Raw genomic sequence first — 23,006 nt, forward strand, 5'->3', positions numbered from 1 at the left:
CAGAATTCAGAATTTAGAAGTTAGGAGTTTACTAAAAACTCCTAACTTTTGTAGAGACGCGATTAATCGCGTCTCTACTCAGCAATCTTTTACAGCCCTACTTGCACGGGAGTGCGAGTACGTTGTAGCTCGTATTCTGCTGTTTTCAGCAGCGATCGCCCGGTCATTTCTGGTGGCTGAGGCAGCTGTAAAATCTCTAGAATTGTGGGGGCAATGTCGCATAGCTTACCATCGCTTCGCAGTTCGACATTTGTACCATATCCAGGGATTTTGACTTTCTCTCCTTCCACCAAGATAAAGGGAACTGGGTTAGTGGTATGAGCTGTCCAGGGATTACCCCCTTCATCTAGCATATACTCAGCGTTGCCGTGATCGGCAGTAATAATTGTTGTACCACCAGCTTTGATAACGCTCTCTAACAACCGTCCCAAACAGCGATCGACTGTTTCAATTGCTGTAATGGTAGCGTCGATTTGACCAGTATGCCCTACCATGTCTGGGTTGGCATAGTTAATCACAACTAAAGAATATATACCCTTTTGAATCGCAGCGATCGCAACATCTGTAACTGCTGTTGCTGACATCGCTGGGGCGCGATCGTAAGTTGCTACCATCGGGCTGCTTACTAGTTCCCGATCTTCTCCGGGAAAAGGTTCCTCCAGACCCCCATTAAAGAAATAGGTGACGTGGGCATATTTTTCTGTTTCGGCGGTGCGGAACTGATTCAAACTATGATTGGCTATAACTTCTCCCAGAATGTTACTGAGATTCTGAGGCTCAAAGGCTACAGCCACGGGTAAGTCTGGATCGTACTGTGTAAAGGTGACAAAAGACAACGGTGTGATTCGCTGTCTTTCAAAACCGTTAAAAGTGGGACTGACCAGAGCTTGAGTCAGTTGTCTGGAGCGATCGGGGCGGAAGTTAAAAAATATCACCCCATCCCCTGGTTCTATTGCGCCGGGTGCAATTCGGATGGGGTTGATAAATTCATCTTTTATCCCTTCGGCGTAAGATGCTTGCAAGATTTCTACAGCCGTGCGATCGTCACCCACACTATCTTGGGTCATGACATCGTATGCGCGTTTGACCCGATCCCAGCGGCGATCGCGATCCATCGCGTAGTAGCGACCGCTAAGGGTGACTATGCGCCCAATTCCTAAACGGTCTATATAATCTTGCAGTAGCGCGATCGCTTTTACCCCTTCTGTTGGGGCGGTGTCACGACCATCGGTGATGGCGTGAATACAAACTTCTGGAATTCGCTGGTCTTTGGCTAAGTCAAGTAGTCCGAATAGATGGGTAATATGCGAATGTACCCCTCCCTCAGAACAAAGCCCGACTAGATGCAGCTTGCCATTTTGAGAGCGAACTTCCTGGCAAATTTTGAGGAGTGCTGGGTTTAAGGCAATAGAACCGTCTTCGACCGCATCTGAGATGCGTACCAGTTCTTGCGGTACAACTCGCCCAGCACCAATGTTCAAATGACCTACTTCCGAGTTGCCCATTTGACCTTCTGGCAACCCTACGGCTTTTCCTGATGTGTGGATGAGGGTATGCGGGTAAGCTGCCCATAAACTGTCCACAATGGGAGTTTTAGCAGCAATAATGGCGTTTCCTCGCGTTTGGTCGCAGTAGCCCCATCCGTCTAAAATGACTAGCACCACAGGAGCAACAGGTGCTTTGGTCATAGTAAAATTGCCCTTTACTTTTTGTAATACCCGAATGATACCACTGCTAATCCACGCCGCAAGTGAATTTTTGCTTATTAACTTCTTTTACGAAGGACTTGCGGTTTTTGGAAATATTTTTTAAATTTTAGTAATTTTCCTGTGATGTTTTGGAACTCTCATAAGGAGTGATTACTTAGTAATAGCGCTCAAACGCTACTACTAAGCGATTTTTTAGTTTCTCATTTCCTTTTCGTGGAAGCTTTAGCTGCTTTAGCCGCTTTTTTCGCTGCTTTCTCTGCTTCTATTGCAGCTAACCTTGCTTGTTCTTTTTCTTCGGCAATTTTTTGGAGATAGTAATGATAGTCTCCTAAGTAAACTCGGAATTCCCCATCACGAATCTCGACGATTTTGTTAGCTACTTGAGAAATAAAGTAGCGGTCATGAGAGACTACAATTGCCGTGCCATCATAGTTTTGTAGCGCTTCTTCCAGCATTTCCTTCGCTGGAATATCTAGGTGGTTTGTCGGCTCATCTAAAATTAGTAGGTTAGCAGGGCGTAAGAGCATTTTTGCCAATGCCAAACGAGCTTTTTCTCCTCCACTTAATGCCCCAACTGCCTTAAATACAGTGTCACCACTAAATAAGAAGCGTCCCAAAAGCGTGCGGACTTCTTGATTATCCCAGTCGGGAACTTCATCATGGATAGTTTCCATGACAGTTTTTTTCAAATCCAAAGCTTCAGCTTGATTTTGCTCAAAGTAACCGGGAATCACATTGTGATCCCCTAATTTAACAATACCTTCTGTGGGTTGTTCCATACCCATAATTACGCGCAGAAGGGTAGATTTTCCAGCACCATTGGGGCCAAGAAATGCAATGCGATCGCCTCTTTCAATTAGCAGATTTGCTGCCAAAAACAGGATTTTATCACCATAAAGATGAGTTAAATCTTGAATTTCCACTACTTCGCGTCCACTGCGAGGTGCAGGTGGAAAACGGAAATGTAGAGTTCTTACCCCAGCAATGGGTGCTTCAATACGCTCAATTTTTTCAAGTTGCTTTTCCCGACTTTTTGCCTGGGTACTGCGGGTAGCACTGGCGCGAAATCTATCAACAAATGTTTGCTGTTTCTCTAATTCTTTCTGTTGACGTTCGTAAGCACTAAGTTGTGCTAATTGACTTTCGGCTTTTTGTTCCAAATATGCTGAGTAGTTACCAAGGTAAGTACTGGAAACGCCACGTTCAGTTTCCACAATTTGAGTGCAGAGGCGGTCAAGGAACTCCCGGTCATGGGAGACTATTACCATCGGCGTAACTAGCCCTCTGAGGTAATTTTCCAACCACTCAATGGTTTCTAAATCTAGGTGGTTAGTCGGTTCATCCAGCAGCAACAAGTCAGGTTTTTGCAACAGAATTTTACCTAAACTCATCCGCATTTGCCAACCACCACTGAAAGCACTGACAAGGCGATCGCCATCTTCTAGCCCAAACCCCATCTCTGGTAAGATTTTCCCGATGCGTGCATCTAAGTTGTAGCCATCCAAGGCTTCAAATTTGCGCTGCAAGCGATCCAATTTCTCGATCAGCCGATCCAGTTGATCTGGGTTAGCCGTTTCCATCTCCTGTGGTATGTGTGCCAGAGCTAACTGTACTTCGTTGGCTTCTTTGAAGACAGTCCAAAATTCTTCTTTAACAGTGCGGGTAGGGTCTACTTCAAACTCTTGGTTGAGGTAGGCTATATGTAAGCTATTAGGACGGATAATTTCGCCTGCGGTGGGTTCAATTTCCCCAGAGATGATTTTGAGTTGGGTAGATTTTCCAGCACCGTTGACACCGACTAAGCCAATGCGATCGCCTGGTTTAACTTCCCAGTTGATATCTTTGAGAACTTCGCCTGTGGGATAAATTTTACTTATATGTTCTAGTCGCAGCATTAAGTTTCTCTCAGGTAGGGAGTGGGTGGTTGAGGACGAAGTACTAACACCGCCTCTAATATTAACAAAAATTAACTATAAATTTGTCGTGAGAAAGTCTGGAAGCCACAAACCAAATTTGGCTTGAGCCACGGATAAAATTTACCACATCTATCTTAAGGCTGGCTTTGTGTTACTTGTCTAACTTCTTCGACACTCAAATCTAACGCCTCTGCTACTTGTTCTACAGTCAACCCTGCTGCCAACATTGCTGGTACTGCTTTTAGTTTCCCTTGAACCTTACCTTGTTCAATGCCTTGTTCAACACCTTCCTGAAAGGCTTCCTGATAAAATCTGGTTTGCTTTAACTCGCTTAAGCTAAACATTTGCTCGATCTCCTCCCTACTCATTGTGGGAAACTTGTAAGCCAAAATAGTCTCTATAAATTGTAGTAATTGCTGCTGTTTTGGTGGTGAGTTTATTTCCGACTTAGTTCTGTCTATCAACTCTCTTGCTTGGACAATTGCGATATCGTCGGTTGCAATTACTAATTTAGCAGTTGCAATGCCAATTGGAAGCGATGTAGCTTCACCTAATTCATCCAAATAAATGCGCCTGATGCGCCCACTTGTGAAAAACTCACGGTAATGTTTGATATCTCCTGTATCTATATTCCTGTTTGGGTATAAAACCACAGCACCCCAGTCATTTGATGGTTGATTTTGACGAAGATATAAACATATTTCTGCAATTAGCCGTGAATAAATTTCCCCATCAGTTTGAAATTGCACTTCAACAAAGTAAATCGGATTCTCGCTTCCTTGTGTAGGCAAAAACACACCATCGATTCTGAAGGCTGTTTGTTTGATTTCAACTGATGAAAATTGATAAAGTCTAGCTAATTCTGGAGGATTATCAATAAGTTCAAAGAAGATATCAAGAAATTCTTGAAACAGCCGATAAAAGATGATGTCTGTTTTCAAAACTTTATATCATTTGAATATTTGGATTTGCTGTTCATCTGTTACTTTGTTATTCACAACCATCTCGGACTTTCAGTAATTGCTCTTTTGCCATCCCTAATATACGTGAAAGAGGCGCTAATAAACTATCATCAAATGCTTCTCCGGCATAAATATTATTCAGTTCTGTAGGAGATAATTTAAAGGTGTCGCAGAATTTCGTAAACTCCTGGTTACTCAAATCAAGCTCTTTTTGCCTATCTTGAAGTAAAACTGCGATCGCTCTAGTTCCATACTTTGGACGTTCACTAGTTTTCACATATTTTTCCATTAAAAAATTGACTTTTCTGGTATCCCCACCGATTTTTTTAATTAAATCAGTACAAGCCATTTTCAGCGCTTTCTTTAAAACTTCTTCTTCATTTAAAATTTTAATAATTTCACTGGCATATTCTGGTTTAAAAAATCCCACCAAATTACCTTGATGATAAACTGGGATATAAGGATTATTGGTTTCAAGTTGCCAATCTAAAGGCTCATTGCGTAGCGACATAGCTGCACCCCCTAAATATTTTAAGATTGCACCATTTTAAAACCATTTATTCCTTAACTGCCAGTGGTGATATTGGGAGCATCTTACTTTTGTAAAAATACCATAGGCGATTAGAAATCGCAGCTATACAGACAAAACTCATCTCCGTGAGTTTCAACTTCCTGAAGTCCGCACAGTCGGACTTAGTTTGTATAGCTGTTATGTATTTCTACCAGAACCTCGAACTCAGCCAAAATTAGCGATCGCCTCGCTCATTACCAAGGTTCCAAGCGATTGTGTTCTACAAAAATAATTATCGATGATTACAAAACTGACATCTCAACAAGAAGAATCCATCGTATCTTATCAGCAAAAATGGAGAGCGATTAATTTATCTACAGAGCGTATAAATCGCAATAGAGTATTGGCTGTACTAGAAGATGTATACAATTTTTATCCTGAAAGTTTTACAATGCCTGAAATCACTTTTTTTGAGAGTCCGTATGCTGCTTTTAGTGCTGAGTTAAGACTTGCAACAGCTAACTTCAACGGTCTTAGTGATGATGAAATTATTAATCAGGTAGCAAGCTTACAAACTATTTGTGGCGAAGGTCAACCAAGAACTGATTTATGGTGGGATTTACATACGGAATTATATCCAAGCGGACTGAATCCTCAAATCAGTCTAGAAATTTGGAAAGTTTTAGATGAAAATCTTACGGATAAAGTAGGTAGTATAATTCACACGCAATTATGGAATGTTCTATGGGATTGGCTTTGCGAAAGCTTAAGTAATGAGTTGAAAGACTGTCCTGACGCTTTTGGTCGTTTTTACGATAACTTTATTTATCCTGATTCGGAATGGGCAAGCTACGCTGGACTATTCGACTATTGCATCAATGAACTAGATTGCCAGCATAACCAGGAGCAATGGCAGGTTTACAAAGATTTATGTACTGAGTGTGGTTGGTGGTTTATACCAATGCCTATACATTACATAATTTGTGATAGACCTACAAAATTACTGCTTGATAATTACGGCAAACTCCATGCTGATGGAGAAACTGCAATTCAGTTTGCTGATGGTTTCGGTTTATACGCTCATCACGGTAAAGTTGATTCAATTTGTTTTCCCTAAAGTTTATTTACTCTGTCTTGTTGTCAAAGGTCAGACTCAAACACAACGAACTAAGCATCTCGTTGTCAAGAAATTGTCAAAATCAACACCAATAAACAAAAAGCAGCGTAAATTTTCTTAGGCTTTAAGAATTTAACTCAGTTTGTAAAATAACTGGGGTAATTTATGATGTCTAGTTTTTTATTCACCCAAAATTTACGCTAACACTTAATTTTTTGTCCAAAGTCCAATAATAATCGGGAGAACAATATTGAGTTTCGCAATGTTCCTTTTCCAAACTGAGGAAGTTTAACTAAGTAGGTGTGTGCAATTAACTTTTAGAGCTGATTCGTAAACAAAAGCTTAAGATACCATTCGCTTAATCATCAGACGAATCAATGAACCATAAATCATAGCTTCACTTAACTCTGTGTACAACTCGTAATCCTTGCTCAAACGCCGAAATCGATTCAGCCAACCGAATGTGCGTTCTACAATCCATCGTTTCGGTAATCGCTCAAATGCTTTCGAGTGCCGTTGAATTACCTCAACACGAACCTGTTCGCCGCAAACTTGCCTGACCGCTTGAGCAAAGTTTTCTCCCGAATAGCCTTGATCTACCCAAACAACTTCCAATTTAGACAACTCTACAGCCGCTTCATCCAGTACAACCACTGCACCCAAACGTTCTGAGGCATTCGCCTCGGTCACTAACACACCGATTAACAACCCTTGAGAATCCACGACTATATGGCGTTTACGCCCTTTAACCTTCTTACCACCATCAAAGCCGTAGACCTCCCTTTTTTTTCCGTGGTCTTCACTGATTGAGAATCTGCGATCGCTACAGTAGAGTGTTCATCTCGTCCTAAATCTTGACGAAGTTGATGGCGTACAAGGCCCGTGAATTTTCTGCCAGATGCCTTTGCGTTGCCATTTCTGAAAGTAGCTGTACACAGTGGTGTAAGAGCTAATTTGTCAACTCAAGTAAAACACTTGTCTAATCAGGGTTTCAGTAATTTAAGTCAATACAGCACTTATTCGCTGAAACTTAGACCTAGCAATGAGTTAAGTACCCTTCAGATTTTCTTTACGAATCAGCTCTAAGGAGGAAGGTCATGAGGCAACATTTCCCACTGACATCCAGTACGTTGCACGTAGAAAATTGCATTAAGAATCTCTCGTAAATCTACTTCTATAGGATGCCCAAATCCTTTAGGGCTTGGTAGAAGAGGCTTGAGAATTAACCATTCGCTATCGCTTAAATCACTGGGATAGGGTTTGCGGTGTGGATTTTCTATCGCTGGTAGACGGCTCATCGACAACAACATCAATGTTATTGATTTAGCCTATAACCTGAATACACTGGGGCTTTGTTCTCTTTAGATTTTCTTTACGAATCAGCTCTTAGTAGCTTTTCAATCACTACAAGTTTTCATGTCAATCTATTCATATATTTAATTCAGCCCACTTACTTACTTACAAATATTGGGCATCATCTCTTAGAAAGAGGGATAACGTGTCTCCAAGTAACAAATGAGCGTAAGAAAAATGGTAGTAATTATCCTTCCCAGTCTTGACGAGTATCGCACAGAAAATTGTCTGCGATCGCATCATCAAATAAATAGGGGCAATGCTCTGGAAAAGTTCGTAATGCTAAGTTAGTTTCTCTTAGGCACAAATTAACACCCGCTTCAAAACCATCTAGCAAGACTTCTTCTATCAACTAGCTTTTGCTTCATCCCCGGATGCTTCAGCTACAGCCGCCAATCTCTCCGCCGCAGCTTGGACGATCTGAGCCACTTGAGCTAAAGGCATATGCTGGATTTGTCTAAGAATCAGACTCAAATCTGAGGTTTCTGGAATTGGCTTGCCATCAATGCAACTGATTAACTCTTCCATTGTGTAACCTGCTTTCGATGCGATTCGAGCCAAATTTTCTGTATCTGGAACCTTCACACCTTTTTCCCACATCTGAACAGCAGTAGCAGATACCCCCAAAAGCTTACCAAATGCTCGCTGACTCATTGAACCGCGAGCTAGTTTAATGATTTCAATCAGTTTTTGTTTGCTTTCGATCTTCACTGCTTATATAGCTAGCCAACTGTATTTACAAGTTTACTTTCAATATTACAAGTTTACTTTTATATTGACAGCCTTGTGTTTTAGTACTAAACTATATCTTTTGTTGTAAAACGGCAACTACAGGCATCAAGCTAGTAGACTAACCCATCTATCTTTAACCAACCCAAAAAACTTAGTTTGCTACGGCGGTTGTGCTAGTAGCTAGACTTTGCTGCGAAGAAATAATATCGAAGGTGCATCATGTTTCGCAAGCCACGCAAAATTAACCAATATCGCCGCAAAGGTAGAAACCTTATAGCCACTAATAAAATTAAACCAGAACAGTGGAACATTTCTGAGGCAGAAACCAAAGAAGCTTTAAAAGTTAAAGGCTACGATGTTAAGCAAATCAAAAAAATCCACCTTCTGAAACATCAAGTGTGTATTTCTTACTGGGATACAAAAGGCAATATATGCAGCAGCTTTTTTAGCTACCGGATTTTTGCACGTTGGCAAGAAGAAGTGGAAAAGCTAATTTATACCTGCCAAACCCTAAAAGAATGGGCAAAGTTAAATTACCTTATGAAGTACGAATTTGCTTATTACCATTATCCCAGTGAAATAGAAGATGCACTCCACGCAATATTAGAAAACCACCTGCTTGTGTTAAAAGCAACAGTACAAGTAGTGGTTTTACAGAATATTTAACAACAAAAATTAGTTAGCGGCAGAAGTCGCTAACTCTGCGAGACGTTCTTGCTGGTCTAGAGATATACAAGATTGGATCAGCGTCTCTAAATCACCATCCAAAACAGGGGTAAGAGAATAATTCTGACCTAACCGATGATCGGTAGCGCGGTTATCTTTATAATTGTAAGTGCGAATTTTTTCCGATCGCGATCCAGTACCAACCTGCGATCGCCGCATGGAAGTTACAGCTTCTTGTTGTTCGCTTAACTTGATTTCATACAACTTCGCCCGCAGAATTTGCATCGCCCGTTCTTTGTTTTGCAACTGGCTGCGTTCTTCTGTACAGAAAATGCGTATTCCCGTTGGTTTGTGCATCAAGTCAACGGCTGTTTCCACCTTGTTGACGTTTTGTCCACCAGCACCACCAGAACGGGCTGTAGTCATTTCAATATCTTTCGGGTCAATGTGAATTTCCACATCATCCACCTCTGGCATAATTGCTACGGTAGCTGTGGAAGTATGAACCCGTCCCCCAGATTCAGTTGCCGGCACGCGCTGCACGCGATGCACACCAGCTTCAAATTTTAGCTGGCTGTAAACGTTATTACCTTTTATTTCGAGAATGACTTCTTTCCAGCCACCCATTTCTCCACGAGATTCGCTCACTAGAGAAACTTTCCAACCTTGAGTCTGGGCATAACGGGTGTACATCTGCATCAAATCGCCAGCCCAAATACTTGCTTCATCGCCACCAGTACCAGCGCGAATTTCCAACATGATATTCTTTTCATCATTGGGGTCGCGTGGTAGCAGTAAGACTTTCAAGCGAGACTCTAAATGTTCTATTTTTTCTTCAAGTTCTTTTACTTCCAGTGCCGCCATTTCTTGCAACTCTGGGTCACTTGCAGATTCTTTGTAAACCTGACGCGCTCCGATTAAGTCTTCTTGGGCTGTTTTCCAAATCTCATAAGTATTAACTACCTCTTCCAAAGAAGAACGAGACTTAGCAATTTCTTGATACTCATCAGGATTGCTAGCGGTATCGGGGTCGCCAAGACGACGTGTTAATTCATTAAAAGTTTGTTCAACGGATTTTAGTTTGTCCAGTAAGTATGATTCAGCCATGACGATTGCGTTCACGAAGTGTGTGCGGAGCGCATTCGCTCCTTAAAAAAATAACAAATTGGCTCGAGCATATAAATGAAAATCGACCCAGCTGATGCAGGGCCGTCGTTAACAGCAGAGCCAACCCGCTACTTTTTGTTTTGATCGTCGCCAGATGTTTGAGTGCTGCTCATACCGTACTTGCGGAGGAAGCGCTCTACTCTACCCTCAGTGTCAATAATCTTCTGAGTGCCGGTGTAAAATGGGTGATTTCCAGACCAAACATCTACATGCAATTCTGGCTTGGTAGAGCCAATGGTCATAACGACTTGACCGTTGCAGTAAACTTTAGCATCTGGATACCACTTGGGGTGAATATCAGCTTTAGCCATTGTTCCTTTTGTGATGAATCTATATCAATTATAACTTTCAGGTTTCAATTGGAGCTAGGAGAAGGGAGAAGGGAACAGGTTACAGGTAACAGAAAACGATCGCCTGTCCCCTGTAACCTATTACCTTCTTCACCAATGCCCAATTCCCTAACGCTTAGAGTACTGAGGCGCTTTCCGAGCTTTATGTAAACCATATTTCTTCCGTTCTTTTGCTCTGGGATCGCGAGTCAAGTAACCTTCGGTTTTCAAAGGTGGGCGGTTGTCTGGGTCAAGTTGACACAAAGCACGAGCAACTCCCAAACGAACAGAATCAGCCTGTCCGGTCAAGCCGCCGCCTTCTGCTTTTACCAAAATGTCATATTCGTTTTCTAATCCTAGAGTTTCCAGGGGTGCTTTAATCACTCCCAGGTAGTTGGGGTTGAATTGGAAATACAAATTTCCATCTTTACCGTTCACAATCAGTTGACCGGTGCCTGGAACCAAGCGTACCCGTGCTACTGCGTTCTTACGACGGCCAGTACCCCAGTATACGGCGCGACCGCTATTAGCATCTGCTACTACCATTAATTTTCTTCTCCAGGAATTGTACTAACTTTTAGTTCTTTAGGTTTTTGAGCATCATGAGGATGCGTAGGCCCAGCGTAAACTTTCAGCTTGGTGAACAACTGCTTACCAAGACTATTTTTAGGTAGCATACCTTTAACAGCTTGTTCTAAAATTCGCTCTGGTATGCGCTCTTGCAGTTTAGCGAAAGTTTCGGTTTTCATCCCACCAGGGCGACCAGAATGGCGGCGATAAAGCTTTTGAGTGCGCTTTTTGCCTGTAACTGCTACTTTCTCGGCATTGATAACGATTACGAAGTCACCTGTATCTAGATGAGGCGTATATTCGGGTTTCTTTTTGCCTCTCAATACCTGGGCGATTTCGCTGGCGAGGCGACCGAGGCGTTTATCGGTGGCATCTACTATGTACCACTCACGCTCAAGGGTTGCTTGAGAAGGAAGGTATGTTTTAACTATTGTCATTTGTCATTTGTCCTTTGTCATTTTTGAGCCAGTGCGGTCTTGGGGGTTTCCCCCATGAGCAACTGGCGAACCCGGAGGGTAATTTGTCATTAGTCATTTGTCTTTTGTCATTTGTCAGTTGTCCTTTGTTATTCACTAATGACCTTTGTACAGACAAGGGTTAATCGCGTCTCTACTGACCAATGACTAATGACTCTTGACTAGTGACGAACTTTGGTAAGGTGTCGTACCAAATCTCTTTTGGAAAGGGAAAATCGGGATAGCCGACTCGCAACAAACACAAGCCTTGAGGCGGTGCGGCATATTTCACTTCTTCCCGACGTTCTTCTTTCCAGAGTTCCGTGAAGCTAGAAAGTGTTCGTTGTCCAGAACCTACTTCTACCAGCATCCCTACCAACAGCCGTACCATGCCATACAAAAATCCATCTGCCTGTATTTCAATATGGATAAATGGCCCACTGCGACGACACTCTGCTGCTTGCACCTCTACCCAGGAATGCGATCGCTTTGAGCCTGCACGGTGGAAAGCAGCTAAGTGATGCTTTCCCAAGAGAGGTTTCAAGGCAGCTTGGATTAAAGATTCATCTAGGGGTGCATAATAATAATGCCAACTGAAGGGTCTTACAAACAAGTTAAGTCGATCTTCAGTATATATTGTGTAGCGATACCGTCGATAGGCTGCACTAAAGCGAGCGTGCCAACGGTTATCGACACTAGCTGAAGCCCTGATTAATATATCTGGCGGCAGATAGCTATTTAGGATTGTTGCCCACTTGTGAGGCGGAATAAAACCTGTAGCTTCAAAATGGGCTACTTGAGCAGCAGCGTGAACTCCTGAATCGGTTCGCCCAGCCCCATGTAGTGTTACATGATGCCCAAGAATAGTCGCGATCGCAATTTCAATCTCTTCTTGGACTGTCCGGTGTTGTTTTTGCCTTTGCCAGCCATGAAAATGAGTGCCCAGGTATTGAATTACCAAGGCTACTCGATGAGTTTGTGTAGGCTGGTGGCTTTCTAACATACAGATTTTGTCCTTTGTCATTTGTGCTTCGTCATTTGTCCTACCCTTCGGGAAGCCGCCCTCCGGGCGTCTATGTCACTTGTCCTTTGTTATTCACTAATGACCAATGACTAATGACTAATGACTAATAACCAATGACTAAATGACTTAAACCAATTCAATTATTGCCATTTTTGCATTATCGCCCCGACGCGGTACGGTATGCTGGATGCGCGTATAACCGCCCTGGCGATCGCCATATCGAGTAGGAGCTTGCTCAAATAGAGCATGAACTAGTTGTTTGTCGAAGATATAGCCAAAAGCTTCCCGACGTGCTGCCAAGGAGCCATTTTTGGCTAGGGTAATCATTTTTTCCACTTCACTTCTGAGAACTTTCGCTCTAATTAAAGTGGTGGTAATCTTACCATGACGGATCAACTCGGTGGTGAGCGATCGCAGTAAAGCACGACGTTGATCGGCTGGTTTACTGAGTTTTTTGACGCGACAACGGTGACGCATAATTATGCACTATGAATTATGAACGGTTTTTCTTAAGGGTGTTTCGAGCCTCTTTCCATTGGCAGGGTGATGCCCAAGCGTCGCTGCAAAGCTTCCACGACTTCTTCTGCTGACTTCTGCCCAAAGTTCTTAATTTCTAAGAGGTCTTCTTGGGTATAATCCAACAAATCTGCCACAGAGTTAACTTGTGCCCGTTTGAGACAGTTATATGCCCGCACAGAAAGTTGCAACTCTTCGATGGGTATCTGGGCAGTTGGGTCGTCTGGAATATCCGAACCTGTGTCTGTTGGTTCTAGGGAGATGTCCTTCAACGGGTTGAATAAATCTACCAAGATCGCAGCAGCCGAAGATAGTGCTTCTTGAGGGGAAACACTGCCATTTGTCCAAACTTCCAACAGTAGTCGGTCTTTTGGAATCAAGCCTTCCCCACGAGATTCTTCAACACTGTAGTTGACTTTTCGCACTGGCATAAATATCGAGTCGATTTGCAGAAAATCCAACGATGTGGCTTCCTCACGTCCTCGCTCTACAGTGCGATAGCCTTTGCCTTTCTCGATCCGAAATTCCATTTCCAGCTTTCCACCCTCAGCGATGGTGGCTACATACTGAGTCTGATCGATGACTTCTACTTCACTGGGCAAATCAAAATGTGCCGCAGTGATTGTTGCTGGGCCGCTAACAAGTAATCTACCAATCTGGGGCTGCGAAGAATAGTTCTTCAGGATAACTTCCTTCATTCTCATGAGGATTTCCAGCACATCTTCCCGCACGCCCGGAACTGTGGCGAATTCATGTGAAACGCCTGCAATCCGCACTGCTGTAACTGCTGTACCTTCTAAATTAGACAGTAAAACCCGCCGCAGTGCGTTGCCAACAGTTGTTCCTTGACCGCGTTCTAGAGGTTCCAATACAAATTTACTGTAATGGTTCCGACTTTCTTCGGTATTCGACTCTACACATTCAATTTGAAACTGCGCCACGGATGAGCCTCCCTTTTTCTAAGGTGCTGCTAGCAGACAAATCAATTGCCTCCAGAATTGATTGCCAATTTTCGATTTTGGACTTTGGATTTTGGATTGTGCTTCTTTCGTTCATGCTCCACCTCTTATTGGCGGAACAAATCTTAAATCATCAACTTAAAATCCACGAGGCCCAGCACCCTTATAATCGGGTTCAATCTAAAATCGCAAACCTAAAATCCAAAATTGATTAATAATATTTTGGGTAGCCCGAAGTTTAGCAACTTTCCCGACGAGAAAATCTGACACGCTTCTGGTCGCCCAAGCTTTAACTCAATGACAGTTTGAACGTTAGACGCTCAAGCGGTCATTGCTGGCTGTAACTTTTCGTCCTCACTGCCCAAGTTTTGGTATTTAAACTCGACGGCGCTTGGGTGGACGACAACCATTGTGAGGAATCGGGGTAATATCCCGAATCAGTGTAATTTCCAGTCCTGCTCCTTGGAGCGCTCGGATAGCGGTTTCTCTACCTGCTCCTGGCCCACTTACCATTACCTCAATTTGGCGCATTCCTTGATCGATAGCTCGGCGAGCTGCACTTTCAGCTGCGGTTTGCGCTGCAAAGGGAGTTCCCTTTTTTGCTCCCTTAAAACCGCTAGAACCAGCGCTAGCCCAGGAGATGACATCTCCATTTTGATCGGTAATGGTGACAATGCTATTGTTGAAAGTAGACTGGATGTAGGCCATTCCACTGGGTACATTCCGTTTCTGCTTCTTGCTCCCGGTTTTTTTAGTTGGTTGTCTCGCCATACTTGTTTAGTTGATTTAAGGTAAAACTTGCTCGGATTAACAAGCGTTGCAAAATTATTTCCCTGGAGCCTTCTTCTTCCCAGCCACTGTCTGCCTTCTGCCTCGACGGGTTCTAGCATTGGTGCGAGTTCTTTGGCCTCTGACTGGTAAGCCCATACGATGACGACGACCTCTGTAGGTACCAATGTCAACTAAGCGCTTGATGTTCAAAGACTCCAAGCGCCGCAAGTCGCCTTCAACTTGATAGTTGGTTTCTATTTCCCCTCGTAGGGCTGTTACATCGGCATCACTTAAGTCCTTAACGCGAGTATCTGGGTTCACACCAGTAGCCGCTATAATTTCTTGAGAGCGTGATAATCCAATTCCGTAGATGTAAGTTAGACCGATCTCGACGCGCTTATCGCGTGGAAGGTCTACTCCGGCAATACGTGCCACAATGAACTCTCCCTATTGTTGTCGCAATTACTGTTGGTTGGAAAAACGTGATTAATCGCGTCTTTTCGTTTTAATGATGATATGCGTCCTGCAACTAGCTCTGTTGGTAAGAGCGTTATCCTTGACGTTGTTTGTGCTTGGGGTTCACGCAAATCACCATAACGCGACCACGACGTTTGATCACGTTACATTTTTCACAAATTTTCTTGACTGAGGCTCTAACTTTCATGCCTTTTATTTTTTGACTCCAAATATAAAATTATAGCATTTCTAGGGAAATTAATCCAGTTAAATGACTAATAAACAGTCAAAAAAATGGTTTTATGGTAAAATTCTCTACATAATAGTTACTTTTTGCGTAGTCGATAGGTAATTCTGCCTTTGGTCAAGTCGTAGGGAGTTAACTCCACCTTGACGCGATCGCCGGGCAAAATCTTGATATAATTTCGACGAATCTTGCCGGAAATGTGTGCCAGCACGTTAAAGCCATTGTCCAAGTCAACGCGAAACATCGCATTGGGCAAGGACTCTGTAACCGTGCCTTCCATTTCAATCAAATCTTGCTTAGACAATTTGTTTTTTCCTCAACTCAACAATTTCGTGTTCAGTTGCAGCGCTTCATCTGCAAAGAAACACATTTTAAGAAATATATCAACACTTTATTAATATATCTTAGCTAAAATTGATCTTTTTTTTGGTATGGGGCATTGGGCGTTAGGAGTGCTGTTAGCGATAGCTCGGCGTTTAGCCCGTGCTGTTAGCGTCAGAGGGGCGTTGAGCCAGTGCTGAGTTAAGAGTTACGAGTTAGTATTATCTCCCCATCTCCCTCATGCCCTGCCCCTCTTTTTCAAGAAGCGATTACCTTTTGTAGTTCACCAGTGACATCTTCTTGGGACTGGTTGCCATTGACTGTTAGGAGTTTTTTGCGATCGCCGTAATAATTAATTAAAGGTGCAGTTTCCGCGCGGTACACTTCTAAACGACGACGAATCACCTCTTCGGTATCATCTTTTCGTCCTCTAGCGAGCAAACGTGCAATTACAATTTCATCTGGTGCATCTAAATTGACTACCTTTTCGCCACCTTGATGTATTGCTTCCAGTAACTTCTCCAGAAAAGCTGCTTGGGTAACTTTTCGGGGAAAGCCATCCAGAATCCAACCATTTTTGGCATCTGGTCGATCGAGGCGCTCCTGTACCAAGTCCTGCACTAGCTGGTCGGGTACTAACTCGCCACTATCAACATAGCTTTGAGCTTTGATTCCTAAAGGAGTTAGCTCTTTCATGGCTTGTCTTAATATTTCACCTGTAGAAATATGGGGAATATTCAAGTGTTCAGCCAAAGTTTGAGCTTGTGTTCCTTTACCCGCTCCAGGTGGCCCCAAGAAGATTAATCGCGTCACTATTATTTCACCATTCCTTCATAGCGCTGAGAGATGACATAAGTTTGGACTTGTTTGGCTGTCTCAATTGCCACACCAACTAAAATTAACAACGAGGTTGCACCTATTCCCCGGAAAGTTTTTACATTTAAAGCGCTTTCTACGGCTGTGGGGATAATGGCAACAAAGCCCAAAAAGATCGCACCCAAAAAAGTTAGTCGGTTGGATACGCGTTCGATATACTCGCTAGTTGCTTTGCCTGGACGAATTCCAGGAATACTAGAACCCATTTTCTTCAAGTTCTGGGCTACATCTACCGGGTTGAGAATCAACGAAGAATAGAAGTAGCTGAAGAAAACAATGGAAATCATGTAGACCAAGGCATAGACCCAGGAGCTAGAACCGCTTGGACTCAAATAAGTGTTAACTATATTCGCCAAATCAGCATTTTTAGTAAAATTGGCGATTAGCAGTGGCAAACTGAGGATGGCAGCAGCAAAAATAATTGGCATCACGCCGCCTTGATTTAGCCGCAGTGGCAGATAACTACGCTGCTCTGCCAAAACTCGGCGACCTACTTGGCGACGAGCCGAAATAATTGGGATGCGGCGCATTCCTTCCTGCACAATCACAATACCAACAATTGTTGCCAGGAAAACTAAGATCAGCACGATCACCCGACCGACTGCTTCCCGACCGCCTACTTGCACCAAGTCGATGGTATCGCCTAAAGCTTTTGGTAATGACGCCACAATGTTGACAAAAATCAACAATGATGCTCCGTTCCCAATACCCCGTTCTGTAATTAGTTCTGATGCCCACATAACGAACATTGAACCAGCAGTCAGAGCGATCGCCGTTTCAGCAACAAATATAGGCCCTGGCTTTAAGGCAAATTGCTGAAGGAATAATGCCGAAAAAGCTGTACTTTGAAGAATTGCCCAACCTACAGTTACATAGCGAGTAATTTGCGATATTTTTCGCCGACCAGCTTCCCCTTCATTTTTCTGTAAATTTTCTAAAGATGGAATCGCCGCGGTGAGCAATTGGATGATAATAGACGCATTAATGAAGGGCAAAATTCCTAAAGCAAAGACTCCCAAAGTCGAAAGTCCTCGCCCAGAAAATATATCCAATAAGCCGAATATGGAATTACTGCCCGATATAGCTTCGGCAAATCTCGGTCTATCAATCCCTGGTACGGGTAAGAAGATACCCAGGCGAACCAAAATTAAAATACCGACGGTGACAAGCAGCCTACCTCTGAGACCAGCTGCCTGTGCCATCTGCATAAAAGTTTCTTGAGCCGTTGGGGCTTTATCTCGACTGATCATAGAGTGCTACCTTTATAGTGAACCAAGCACTGGCAGCGAGTTGGCTTGCATTTAAGTGTGCTGTTCCGGCTCACTCATAAGACTTCACAACTACCACCAGCTGCCTCAATTTTGCTACGAGCTGAACCTGTGAAAGCTGCCGCTTGTACCTTGAGCGGAATGCTCAATTCCCCGTTACCTAAAATTTTCAATGGCCCTTTGACAGCAGTCAGGATACCTGCGGCTTTCAATGAGGTCAAAGTTACTTCCGTATTCGCGGGAAGGGAAGCTAGCTTCTCTACATTAATCGTAGTGTAAATCTTCTGATTAATAATCGGAAAGCCCTTCAGCTTCGGTAGGCGGCGGTACAATGGCTGTTGACCACCTTCAAAACCTGGTCGAGTCCCACTACCAGAACGAGATTTTTGACCCCGCATACCTAGACCGGCACTAGCACCTTGACCAGCAGAAATACCTCTGGCTACACGGCGCTTGCGTTTCTTTGAGCCTTTTTGCGGCTTAACATCATGGAGTCTCATAAGCTAAAAATGTCATTTGTCATTTGTCGTTTGTCATTTGTCTGGTGTCGTTTGTCGTTTGTTGAGAACAAAGGACTAGTGACTATGGACAAATGACTAGTTAGATGTAGAGATTTTGAATAGGAATACCGCGATCTTCGGCGACTTCAGCAAGGGTACGCAGTGTAGATAAGGCATTAACTGCGGCTCTAGCATTATTGAGCGGATTGTTTGAGCCTAGTTGCTTGGCTAGGACGTTACGAACTCCGGCTAATTCCAACACAGTTCGCACAGCACCACCAGCAATTACCCCAGTACCAGGTGCGGCTGGACGCATCAGCACTTTTGCACCACCACCGACACCATCAATAGGATGGGGGATAGAGTTTGATTTGGTGATTGGGATATCAATGAGGTGTTTTTTGCCGTCGGCTACGCCTTTTTTAACGGCACCTATTACATCTGAAGCTTTGCCTACTCCAACTCCAACCTGACCGCGTTCGTTACCAACGACAACGATCGCTCGGAAGCTGAGTTTTTTACCACCTTTGACCACTTTACTCACGCGGCGGATTTGGATAACCCGCTCTTGCCAAGTGGTTTCTTCTTTTTTGGCACGCTTTGTTCTACTTTTACGCTCTGTTGCCATAATTTATGCCTCTTTTGTCATTAGTCATTAGTGATTAGTCATTAGTCATTAGCTCTTATACAAGGGAAGCCATTAGCTCTTATACAAGGGACAAAGGACAAATGACAAAGGACTAATTTAGAAATCTAAACCAGCTTCGCGTGCTGCATCAGCGAGCGCTTTGACACGACCATGATATAAGTTACCACCGCGATCGAAGACTACTTTGGTGATACCTTTTTCTAGCGATCGCACTGCAATCAACTTACCAACTTGTACCGATGCATCGCGGTTTGCACATGACGCTAAACTAGATTTCAACTCTGGTTCTAGAGTCGATGCGGCCACGATGGTTTGATGTTGAGTATCATCAATTACCTGGGCATAAATATGCTCATTAGAACGAAATACCGATAAACGCGGACGTTCTGGGGAGCCAACAACTTTGCCACGAACGCGTCGATGACGACGGTTTTTTGATTCTCTACGAGTAAGTTTCATTTCTACTTCTTACCACCCTTACCAGTCTTACCAGCTTTCCGTCTGACTACTTCACCGGCATAGCGGATGCCTTTACCTTTGTAAGGTTCTGGTGGACGAACAGCACGAATTTTGGCGGCTGTGTTACCGACGATTTCTTTGTCATAGCCACTAACAATGACGTTAGTGGTACCTTCTACGGCAAACTGAATTCCATCTGGTGGTTCAATTTGCACCTGATGGCTATAACCCATATTCAAAACTAGGTTACGCCCTTGAATTTGTGCCCTATAACCAACGCCTTGAATTTCCAAACGGCGCTGAAAACCTTGGGAAACTCCCTCGACCATGTTGGCAACTAAAGTACGGCTCAAGCCGTGCAATTGCTTCGATGTCCGAGTTTCATCCCGACGATTTACGTGTAATATTTCCCCCTCTTGAGAGAGTGAGACGTTATCTCTGAGAGTGCGAGAAAGCTCTCCTTTCGGGCCTTTCACCACAATATTCGTACCATCGATCGCCACTTGAACTTTGGCGGGAATAGTAATTGGACGTTTACCAATACGTGACATGACTTTTTGTCCTTTGTTATTTGTCCTTTGTCCTTTGTCCTTTGTCTTTCACTAATGACAAATGACCAATGACTAATGACCAATGACTACCAAACGTAACAAAGTACTTCGCCACCCAAGTTTTGACGCCGCGCTTCGCGGTCAGTCATAATGCCACTGGATGTAGAAATAATGGCAATGCCAATGCCGCCTAGTACCCTTGGTAATTCTTTTCGATTTGAATAAACACGCAAGCCAGGCTTACTGACCCGCTTTAAGGCGGTGATCAAAGGCTGACGGTTTTTTCCCTTGTATTTCAGAGAAATCACCAGATTGCGTTTTACTCCTTCTTCTGCTTCTTCGATTTCAGCAATAAAGCCTTCCTCCCGTAGCACTTTGGCAATGCTCCGGGTCAATTTTGTCGCTGGCACTTGTGTAGTTTGATGCCGCGCCAGGTTGGCATTGCGGATGCGCGTCAGCATATCTGCAATTGTGTCGTTAGCCGCCATCGTTCCCTCTATAGATGAACTTATTGATCGCGAAAGGGCATTCCTAATTCTTTAAGTAAGGCGCGTCCCTCTTCGTCATTTGTTGCTGTGGTGATGATGGAAATATCCAGACCACGCACTTGATCGATGCTGTCGTATTCGACTTCTGGAAAAATTAGCTGTTCTCTCACACCCAAAGTATAGTTACCGCGTCCGTCAAAGCTTTTAGGGCTAACGCCCCGAAAATCTCTAATTCTGGGTAGCGACAGGCTAACTAGTCTGTCGAAAAAGGCATACATCCGTTCTGCTCTGAGGGTAACCATGATCCCCACAGGCATCCCTTGACGAATCTTAAAGCCAGCGATCGCCTTTTTCGCCCTTGTCACCACCGGTTTTTGACCAGCGATCGTTGAAATTTCGTTTATGGATGCTTCCAGCGACTTCGCATTTTGAGCTGCTTCACCCAAACCTCGGTTAATCGTAACCTTTACTAATTTCGGTACTTGATGAACGTTGGTATATTGAAACTGATTAATCAGTTTGGGGACGATTGTCTCTTGATATAAGGTTTTGAGTCTTGTTGTCGCCATAGTTTTTTGTCCTGATATCCCTGGGCTTGGTCAGGGAACTTTTATTGTCCTTTGTTATTTGTCTTTTGTCTTTTGTTATTTGTCTTTTTACTAATAACTAATGACTAAATGACCAATGACTAATGACTATTTATCTAAAATTTCGCCAGTTTTCTTGAGTTTTCTCACCTTTTTGCCTTCTGAGGTAAAGGTGTAACCAACACGACTGGCAACGTTTTGCTTGGTGGAATAAAGCATTACGTTGGAGCTATGAATCGGGAATTCTTGGGTAATAATTCGCCCCGATTCCCCTTCTTGCTGGGGTTTGACGTGCTTGGTCTTGATGTTGACATCTTTGACGATAACTTTACTCAGTTGGGGAAGTGCTTGGATAATTTCACCAACTTTTCCTTTGTCTTTACCAGCAATCACTTGTACGGTGTCACCAGTTTTGACGTGCATTTTGTGGAATACTTTGGGAGTACCCTGTTTGGTTGCCATTAAAGCACCTCCGGAGCCAGAGAAACAATTTTGGTGAAGTTTTTATCGCGCAGTTCCCGTGCAACTGGGCCAAAAACCCGTGTGCCTCTGGGATTACCGTCTTTGTTGATGATTACAGCAGCGTTATCATCAAAGCGAATACTCATGCCGCTATCGCGATTTACAGCTTTTCGAGTCCGAACAATTACTGCTTCCACCACATCAGACTTTTTAACAGCCATATTGGGTGTAGCATCTTTGACAACTGCAATAATTTTATCGCCAATAAAACCATAACGACGGTTGCCTCCGCCTAAGATGCGGATGCACATCAGTTTGCGGGCGCCGCTATTATCTGCGACATTCAGGTAAGTCTGGGGTTGAATCACAATTATTCTCCCTTGTAATGTTGTTAGTTTTTAACAACGATGAGGTTTAAGTAGGCTTGACGTTCAGGACTTCTGTGATTTTCCAGCGCTTGGTTTTACTCAGGGGTCTAGTTTCCTGAATGCGAACGCGATCGCCTACTTTACACTGATTTTCTTCGTCGTGAACTTTATATCGTTGGGTGTTAACCACAATCTTGCCGTACTTGGGGTGAGGAGCGCGGTTTTCTATGGCGACTACCACAGTTTTTTGCATTTTATCGCTCACTACCAAGCCAACTCGTTCTTTAACTGCCATAATCTCCTACTTTTTTTCTTTAGCCGATTGATTTGCTGCCCGTTTGCGTTCTGTTTCTAGCGTCAGCAATTGGGCTAAACGGTGGCGCAATTGTCGGAACTGATGGGGCTTTTCTAATTGTCTGGTGGCTTTTTGCAAGCGCAACTGAAATAGTTGTCTTTTGGTCGCGACAATTTCATCAGAAAGCTTCTCGTCGCTTAATTCTCTAGCTTCTGAAATCTTGGGAAGAGGCATAAGCTACTCCTGCTCCTGTGGTTGAGAGCGCACAATAAACTTAGTTTTGATGGGCAGTTTAAATGAAGCCAAACGCATCGCTTCACGAGCGATTTCTTCAGAAACTCCACCGATTTCAAACAAAATTCGTCCTGGTTTGACTACAGCTACCCAAAACTCTGGATTACCTTTACCGGAACCCATTCGGGTTTCAGCAGGACGCATGGTTACAGGTTTATCAGGAAAAATCCGAATCCAGATTTGTCCACCCCGACGAATATAACGAGTCATTGCCCGACGGGAAGCCTCGATTTGACGCGAGGTAATCCAAGCAGGTTCTTGCGCTTGGAGTGCAAAATCACCGAAGTTGAGGGTGCTACCACGGGTGGCTAGTCCCTCCATCCGTCCGCGCTGTTGTTTGCGGAATTTAGTTCTTCTAGGGCTTAACATGGTTTGTCATTTGTCATTTGTCATTTGTCATTTGTCATCTGTCATTTACTAATGACTAA

At 43.6% G+C, this 23,006-nt stretch carries 33 protein-coding genes and 2 pseudogenes; 2 read left to right on the forward strand and 33 right to left on the reverse strand.

Annotation, left to right across the window (positions count from 1 at the left end):
* Positions 1-89: 89 nt before the first annotated feature.
* The 4 genes from gpmI to ACR5KR_RS30005 form a co-directional block, all read right to left on the reverse strand.
* Positions 90-1,688 carry a 2,3-bisphosphoglycerate-independent phosphoglycerate mutase gene (gene gpmI, locus ACR5KR_RS29990; protein WP_448269079.1) on the reverse strand — a complete coding sequence of 533 codons (1,599 nt, stop codon included), beginning with the start codon at positions 1,686-1,688 and terminating at the stop codon, positions 90-92.
* Positions 1,689-1,909: 221 nt separating this feature from the next.
* Entirely contained in the window at positions 1,910-3,604 is a 1,695-nt protein-coding gene (locus ACR5KR_RS29995; RefSeq protein ID WP_448269080.1) for an ABC-F family ATP-binding cassette domain-containing protein, read from the reverse strand.
* 155 nt (positions 3,605-3,759) lie between these two features.
* Positions 3,760-4,566 (reverse strand): Rpn family recombination-promoting nuclease/putative transposase, encoded by an 807-nt coding sequence (locus ACR5KR_RS30000; protein WP_448269081.1) that lies wholly within the window; start codon positions 4,564-4,566, stop codon positions 3,760-3,762.
* A gap of 49 nt (positions 4,567-4,615) precedes the next feature.
* A complete protein-coding gene (locus ACR5KR_RS30005; RefSeq protein ID WP_448269082.1) occupies positions 4,616-5,098 on the reverse strand; it encodes a hypothetical protein in 483 nt (160 codons plus the stop codon).
* A 298-nt stretch (positions 5,099-5,396) separates the two neighbouring features.
* Here ACR5KR_RS30005 and ACR5KR_RS30010 point away from each other — a divergent pair, with 298 nt between their 5' ends.
* On the forward strand, positions 5,397-6,215 hold the full coding sequence (locus ACR5KR_RS30010; RefSeq protein WP_448269083.1) for a DUF6745 domain-containing protein: 819 nt from the start codon (positions 5,397-5,399) through the stop codon (positions 6,213-6,215).
* 342 nt (positions 6,216-6,557) lie between these two features.
* Here ACR5KR_RS30010 and ACR5KR_RS30015 read toward each other — a convergent pair.
* The 4 genes and pseudogenes from ACR5KR_RS30015 to ACR5KR_RS30030 form a co-directional block, all read right to left on the reverse strand.
* Positions 6,558-7,160, reverse strand: a pseudogene (locus ACR5KR_RS30015) (IS5 family transposase); the annotation flags it as partial.
* 140 nt (positions 7,161-7,300) lie between these two features.
* Positions 7,301-7,513: pseudogene (locus tag ACR5KR_RS30020) on the reverse strand (transposase); the annotation flags it as partial.
* A 242-nt stretch (positions 7,514-7,755) separates the two neighbouring features.
* Positions 7,756-7,920, reverse strand: coding sequence for a DUF29 family protein (locus tag ACR5KR_RS30025; RefSeq protein WP_448269084.1), 165 nt, complete (start codon positions 7,918-7,920; stop codon positions 7,756-7,758).
* Positions 7,917-8,279: a helix-turn-helix domain-containing protein gene (locus ACR5KR_RS30030; protein ID WP_094328443.1), complete on the reverse strand. Its 363-nt coding sequence runs from the start codon at positions 8,277-8,279 to the stop codon at positions 7,917-7,919. Before ACR5KR_RS30030 ends, ACR5KR_RS30025 begins: the two co-directional genes overlap by 4 nt.
* A gap of 240 nt (positions 8,280-8,519) precedes the next feature.
* Between ACR5KR_RS30030 and ACR5KR_RS30035 the strand changes: the two genes are divergently transcribed.
* Entirely contained in the window at positions 8,520-8,966 is a 447-nt protein-coding gene (locus ACR5KR_RS30035) for a hypothetical protein (protein WP_448269085.1), read from the forward strand.
* Positions 8,967-8,975: 9 nt separating this feature from the next.
* Here the strand turns inward: ACR5KR_RS30035 and prfA are convergent, their stop codons facing one another.
* From prfA to rplP, 25 genes are all read right to left on the reverse strand, one after another.
* Positions 8,976-10,073: a peptide chain release factor 1 gene (prfA, locus tag ACR5KR_RS30040; protein WP_448269086.1), complete on the reverse strand. Its 1,098-nt coding sequence runs from the start codon at positions 10,071-10,073 to the stop codon at positions 8,976-8,978.
* A gap of 128 nt (positions 10,074-10,201) precedes the next feature.
* Positions 10,202-10,444, reverse strand: a complete 243-nt coding sequence (gene rpmE, locus ACR5KR_RS30045; RefSeq protein WP_109011936.1) for a 50S ribosomal protein L31 — start codon at positions 10,442-10,444, stop codon at positions 10,202-10,204.
* Positions 10,445-10,591: 147 nt separating this feature from the next.
* Complete coding sequence (gene rpsI / locus ACR5KR_RS30050) at positions 10,592-11,008, reverse strand: 30S ribosomal protein S9 (RefSeq protein WP_190935522.1); 417 nt, start codon at positions 11,006-11,008, stop codon at positions 10,592-10,594.
* Positions 11,008-11,463 (reverse strand): 50S ribosomal protein L13, encoded by a 456-nt coding sequence (gene rplM / locus ACR5KR_RS30055; RefSeq protein ID WP_322672303.1) that lies wholly within the window; start codon positions 11,461-11,463, stop codon positions 11,008-11,010. Before rplM ends, rpsI begins: the two co-directional genes overlap by 1 nt.
* Before the next feature lie 178 nt (positions 11,464-11,641).
* Complete coding sequence (gene truA, locus ACR5KR_RS30060; RefSeq protein WP_114081991.1) at positions 11,642-12,490, reverse strand: tRNA pseudouridine(38-40) synthase TruA; 849 nt, start codon at positions 12,488-12,490, stop codon at positions 11,642-11,644.
* Positions 12,491-12,637: 147 nt separating this feature from the next.
* Positions 12,638-12,988 carry a 50S ribosomal protein L17 gene (rplQ, locus tag ACR5KR_RS30065; protein ID WP_445628854.1) on the reverse strand — a complete coding sequence of 117 codons (351 nt, stop codon included), beginning with the start codon at positions 12,986-12,988 and terminating at the stop codon, positions 12,638-12,640.
* Positions 12,989-13,020: 32 nt separating this feature from the next.
* Complete coding sequence (locus ACR5KR_RS30070; RefSeq protein ID WP_322694212.1) at positions 13,021-13,968, reverse strand: DNA-directed RNA polymerase subunit alpha; 948 nt, start codon at positions 13,966-13,968, stop codon at positions 13,021-13,023.
* Positions 13,949-14,083, reverse strand: coding sequence for a hypothetical protein (locus ACR5KR_RS30075; protein ID WP_292725304.1), 135 nt, complete (start codon positions 14,081-14,083; stop codon positions 13,949-13,951). Before ACR5KR_RS30075 ends, ACR5KR_RS30070 begins: the two co-directional genes overlap by 20 nt.
* Before the next feature lie 278 nt (positions 14,084-14,361).
* Entirely contained in the window at positions 14,362-14,757 is a 396-nt protein-coding gene (rpsK, locus tag ACR5KR_RS30080; protein WP_069070761.1) for a 30S ribosomal protein S11, read from the reverse strand.
* A gap of 54 nt (positions 14,758-14,811) precedes the next feature.
* On the reverse strand, positions 14,812-15,192 hold the full coding sequence (gene rpsM, locus ACR5KR_RS30085; protein WP_104906411.1) for a 30S ribosomal protein S13: 381 nt from the start codon (positions 15,190-15,192) through the stop codon (positions 14,812-14,814).
* A 115-nt stretch (positions 15,193-15,307) separates the two neighbouring features.
* Positions 15,308-15,421, reverse strand: coding sequence for a 50S ribosomal protein L36 (gene rpmJ, locus ACR5KR_RS30090; RefSeq protein ID WP_015129703.1), 114 nt, complete (start codon positions 15,419-15,421; stop codon positions 15,308-15,310).
* Positions 15,422-15,539: 118 nt separating this feature from the next.
* Positions 15,540-15,764: a translation initiation factor IF-1 gene (infA, locus tag ACR5KR_RS30095; RefSeq protein WP_006276978.1), complete on the reverse strand. Its 225-nt coding sequence runs from the start codon at positions 15,762-15,764 to the stop codon at positions 15,540-15,542.
* A gap of 275 nt (positions 15,765-16,039) precedes the next feature.
* Complete coding sequence (locus ACR5KR_RS30100; protein WP_448269087.1) at positions 16,040-16,594, reverse strand: adenylate kinase; 555 nt, start codon at positions 16,592-16,594, stop codon at positions 16,040-16,042.
* Between the two features lie 2 nt (positions 16,595-16,596).
* Positions 16,597-17,907, reverse strand: a complete 1,311-nt coding sequence (gene secY / locus ACR5KR_RS30105) for a preprotein translocase subunit SecY (protein ID WP_104906409.1) — start codon at positions 17,905-17,907, stop codon at positions 16,597-16,599.
* Between the two features lie 74 nt (positions 17,908-17,981).
* The gene (gene rplO / locus ACR5KR_RS30110; RefSeq protein ID WP_322731372.1) at positions 17,982-18,425 is read right to left on the reverse strand and encodes a 50S ribosomal protein L15; all 444 of its coding nucleotides are present in this window, start codon (positions 18,423-18,425) and stop codon (positions 17,982-17,984) included.
* Between the two features lie 100 nt (positions 18,426-18,525).
* Positions 18,526-19,053 carry a 30S ribosomal protein S5 gene (gene rpsE / locus ACR5KR_RS30115; protein WP_322679498.1) on the reverse strand — a complete coding sequence of 176 codons (528 nt, stop codon included), beginning with the start codon at positions 19,051-19,053 and terminating at the stop codon, positions 18,526-18,528.
* Positions 19,054-19,170: 117 nt separating this feature from the next.
* Complete coding sequence (gene rplR, locus ACR5KR_RS30120) at positions 19,171-19,533, reverse strand: 50S ribosomal protein L18 (RefSeq protein WP_445628856.1); 363 nt, start codon at positions 19,531-19,533, stop codon at positions 19,171-19,173.
* A 2-nt stretch (positions 19,534-19,535) separates the two neighbouring features.
* Entirely contained in the window at positions 19,536-20,084 is a 549-nt protein-coding gene (rplF, locus tag ACR5KR_RS30125) for a 50S ribosomal protein L6 (protein ID WP_322738048.1), read from the reverse strand.
* Positions 20,085-20,170: 86 nt separating this feature from the next.
* Complete coding sequence (gene rpsH, locus ACR5KR_RS30130; RefSeq protein WP_094349096.1) at positions 20,171-20,572, reverse strand: 30S ribosomal protein S8; 402 nt, start codon at positions 20,570-20,572, stop codon at positions 20,171-20,173.
* 20 nt (positions 20,573-20,592) lie between these two features.
* Positions 20,593-21,141 carry a 50S ribosomal protein L5 gene (gene rplE / locus ACR5KR_RS30135; RefSeq protein ID WP_445628857.1) on the reverse strand — a complete coding sequence of 183 codons (549 nt, stop codon included), beginning with the start codon at positions 21,139-21,141 and terminating at the stop codon, positions 20,593-20,595.
* A gap of 126 nt (positions 21,142-21,267) precedes the next feature.
* A complete protein-coding gene (gene rplX / locus ACR5KR_RS30140; RefSeq protein WP_448269088.1) occupies positions 21,268-21,621 on the reverse strand; it encodes a 50S ribosomal protein L24 in 354 nt (117 codons plus the stop codon).
* Positions 21,621-21,989, reverse strand: a complete 369-nt coding sequence (gene rplN / locus ACR5KR_RS30145; RefSeq protein ID WP_099101129.1) for a 50S ribosomal protein L14 — start codon at positions 21,987-21,989, stop codon at positions 21,621-21,623. Before rplN ends, rplX begins: the two co-directional genes overlap by 1 nt.
* A gap of 46 nt (positions 21,990-22,035) precedes the next feature.
* Positions 22,036-22,284 (reverse strand): 30S ribosomal protein S17, encoded by a 249-nt coding sequence (rpsQ, locus tag ACR5KR_RS30150; RefSeq protein WP_094349093.1) that lies wholly within the window; start codon positions 22,282-22,284, stop codon positions 22,036-22,038.
* Positions 22,285-22,290: 6 nt separating this feature from the next.
* The gene (gene rpmC / locus ACR5KR_RS30155) at positions 22,291-22,518 is read right to left on the reverse strand and encodes a 50S ribosomal protein L29 (protein WP_445628858.1); all 228 of its coding nucleotides are present in this window, start codon (positions 22,516-22,518) and stop codon (positions 22,291-22,293) included.
* Between the two features lie 3 nt (positions 22,519-22,521).
* The gene (gene rplP, locus ACR5KR_RS30160) at positions 22,522-22,947 is read right to left on the reverse strand and encodes a 50S ribosomal protein L16 (protein ID WP_012410718.1); all 426 of its coding nucleotides are present in this window, start codon (positions 22,945-22,947) and stop codon (positions 22,522-22,524) included.
* Positions 22,948-23,006: the final 59 nt, after the last annotated feature.

Source organism: Nostoc sp. DSM 114159 (genome assembly GCF_053470285.1).